This is a genomic window from Desulfobotulus sp., from assembly GCF_034006065.1.
Taxonomy (GTDB): Bacteria; Desulfobacterota; Desulfobacteria; order Desulfobacterales; family ASO4-4; genus Desulfobotulus.
Map to the genome: position 1 here is coordinate 1 of NZ_JAVETM010000108.1, position 3148 is coordinate 3148.

Consider the following 3148-nt stretch of genomic DNA (forward strand, 5'->3'; position numbering starts at 1 on the left):
TGGGTGAACATCCACCAATGGACCGACGGCACCCTTAACAACCTCCTGGCCAATTACCTGAACCCGGACAAAGTTCTTTTACAGGGGCGCATCAAACGCCTTCGGGAGGAACGCCCCGCCGTCAAAGAGACCCGTCAACTCAATGCCATGGAACGGGAGATCGGGGATCTGGACAAACTTTTGGAAGAGCTTACCACCTTTACCAGCAAGGTCTCCCAGCTGGCCGCCCGGGGACCGGCTCCCGAAATTCAGGAGGTCGAAGCCCCTTACGTGATGGACCTGGATGACGGGGTCATGGTCAATTCCTCGGCCCTATGGGAACTGGTTTCGCCGGTGTGGAAAGATCCCAAAAAGTGGTGGACCTCCCTTTCCACCCCCAAGGGAAAAAAGGATTTTGACTGGTCCCACCTGGCCATGGGTTACTGGCCCCAACGGGTAATGGAAAAGGTGAAAAAAGATCCCTCCCTGGCCGTGGCCCATTCCGATTATGGGTTTTATAAGGGCCGGGACCTGTTTAAAGAGCTGCATCCCGAAGCTGCCCAAAAGTGGGAGGCTCAGCAGAACCGGGTGAAAGAAAAAAAACAGGAGCTGGATTTTAAATGGGCGTAATTGCGGATCACATAAAAAGAAAACTGGAACAGGATCTCCGCACCAGGGGGCTATTGGTGTGGCTGGACAAGGACGATGAGTTCACCTCCCTGGTGGACACCTGGAAAGAACAGAAGCACCAGGGCCTGTTTCACTACGATATCTTTGGCTTCCGGGGCTCTTTTCTGGAATTAATGGTGGAAAGCCGGGACGTGCTCTCAGCAAGGGACGTTCCCAAATGCGTCATCCACATGCCTGGATTCAATGAGCAGGAGATCAAGGAAACGCCGGTTTTGGAGGCATATAAGGCAGGACAGCGTTGGCGGGTCTCCCTTTCCACCATGATCCGGGAGGTGGCCCAGGGCCGATTGTCCGAAGATCAGATACAGACCCTGCTGTCCCGGGAAGATCTGACCCTTTCCCTGGCCGAGGAGTTTATCCGCAATGAAGAGAATATCCCCCTGGAAATCAAGGGCCTTGTGGGAAAGTATGGCGAAGATGGGTTTGTCATTGAATTTTTAAAAGATCCGGCCCGGATCAACGCTGAACTCTGCCTGGCACCCGAACAATGCTTTCCCCTGGTTCTCTCCTATTTTGAAAATCTGGTGGGGCTGGATCTCCAGTGGCAGCGGGACTGGAACCAGGATCAGGTGGATTGCTCCCGCCCGGACGATCAGGCAGATCTTTTGGTGGGCTATCTCATGGCCATGGAGTTTGTCCACGATCTTCGCATTGATCCCGGGTCTGACCGATTGATGCGGTTAAAGAAAAAACAAAAAGAGTACGTTAAAAAATCAAGCAGTCTGCTCCATCGGCTGAGGAAATATGATCCTGATTTTTATATTAAATGGGCCGAACAGGTGGAGGCCAACTTCACCCGGGAAGAGTGTCTGCACACCCCCCAGAACCTGGGAGGGCTTGATACCTTTCGCTTTGAAGCCGATATTTTCCTGAGCCAGGCCATGGCCCTGCTGGGCCAGCAAAAATGGTCGGAAGCCCTGGGGCTTGCCAGGATTCGTCTGCCCGGGGGCAGAAAAGGAGATATCTCCAGCACCTTCTGGCTCCAGCAGGACAGAAGTCGGCTATGGCTGTGGCAGTGGATTGAGGTGGCCTCCCAGCTGGGGCTGAAGGCCCATGGGATTACATCGGAGATTAAGGGCCGGGAGCCCGATACCCTGGACCATGAAATCCTGACAGGTCTCTATAGGGAGAGCTGGTGGGATCTGGATCAGATCCACAGGCGGTTCTCCTCCCTGTCCGAACGGTATCAGTCCACCCATTCGGACCTGCACATCAAGGCCTTTATTGAGATTCGTAAATCCCTTCATTTTCTTTACAGGGTCTGCATTGATGCCCAGTCCTATTTATGGAACCAGATGTGCCAGGTTAAAGGTTTTCTGCCGGAAGCGCCCATGCAGCAACGCTGTTTCTTTCACAACTGGGTAAAACCCGCGCTGCAGAAAAAAGTTAAGACAGCTCTCTTTTTTGTGGATGCCCTGCGGTATGAACTTGGCAAAGAGCTGGTCCAGGAGCTTACGTCCATGGGCATGGCACCGCGCATTGCTGCCATGCTGGCGGAACTGCCCACCATCACCGCCGTGGGTATGAACGCCCTGGTGCCGGTGGTAAAGGAGTCAAGACTTTGTCCCATCCATGATAAAAATGGGGGGATCATCGGTTTTCAGGGGGGAGAGCGCCAGGTAAAGACCCCTGAAGAGCGTCACAGGACATTGCAGGATCATGCCGGGGTGGAGACCTCCTGGATCGTACTGGGGGATCTTCTCTCCTTTTCCGATCGAAAGCTTAAAAAAATTGTGGACAAAGACCTTGTGGTGGTCACTGCCCTGGATATTGACAAAATGGGGGAGTCCGGTGCGTCAGGGTATGGCATCGACTATTTTGAAAAGGGGCTGGCCCGTTTAAAAACGGCCATCGTCAAACTCAAAGAAAACGGGTATGAACACTTTATCATTACGGCAGATCATGGGTTTATTCTTGGGGACGAGTCCCTTGAAACCGGCAGGGAACCCAAACTGGAGTGTGCGGAACGGCGGTATGCCTATGGATCTGAACGTAACGGCAAGCAGCTTGTTTCTGTGGGTTTGAATCAGCTCAATTATTCCAGTGGGCAGAGGGATAAGTTTTTTGTGTTTGAACGGTCCACCCACCTGCTTGTCAACCAGAGCCGGACCCGTTTTTACCATGGGGGAAATACCCTGCAGGAGCGTCTGGTGCCGGTGATCTCCTTTTCATTAACCAGGGATCTGCCTGAAAGCGCCGGCATCTTTGAGTTGACCATTGAAAAATTGCCCGATGTTCTCGGGTTTCACAGGATTTCCGTTTATCCAGTCTCAAGGGAGACAGGTTTTTTCTCCCTTCCCCAGGTGGAGATTCAGCTGGTTTCAGAAAAAGGGGTGGGGGTGGAGATCGGCGATATTGTCGGGGCACAACAGCGGGGAGATATGATGACCCTGCCCCTGGACCGGGCATCAGAGATCTATTTTAAATTGAGCCATGGCCCCCGGTCAAAGGCCCGGATCTATTTCAAGCCCATCCATCA

The 3148-nt window shown here is 53.0% G+C and carries 2 protein-coding genes; both read left to right on the top strand.

Translation table 11 applies throughout. The features are described from left to right. The coding region (locus RBR60_RS16550; RefSeq protein ID WP_320358860.1) for a hypothetical protein at window positions 1–609 on the top strand (609 nt) is incomplete at its 5' end. Further along, window positions 600–3148, top strand: a 2549-nt coding sequence (gene pglZ, locus RBR60_RS16555; RefSeq protein WP_320358862.1) for a BREX-6 system phosphatase PglZ, incomplete at its 3' end; no start/stop codon positions are given. The genes RBR60_RS16550 and pglZ, both read left to right, overlap by 10 nt.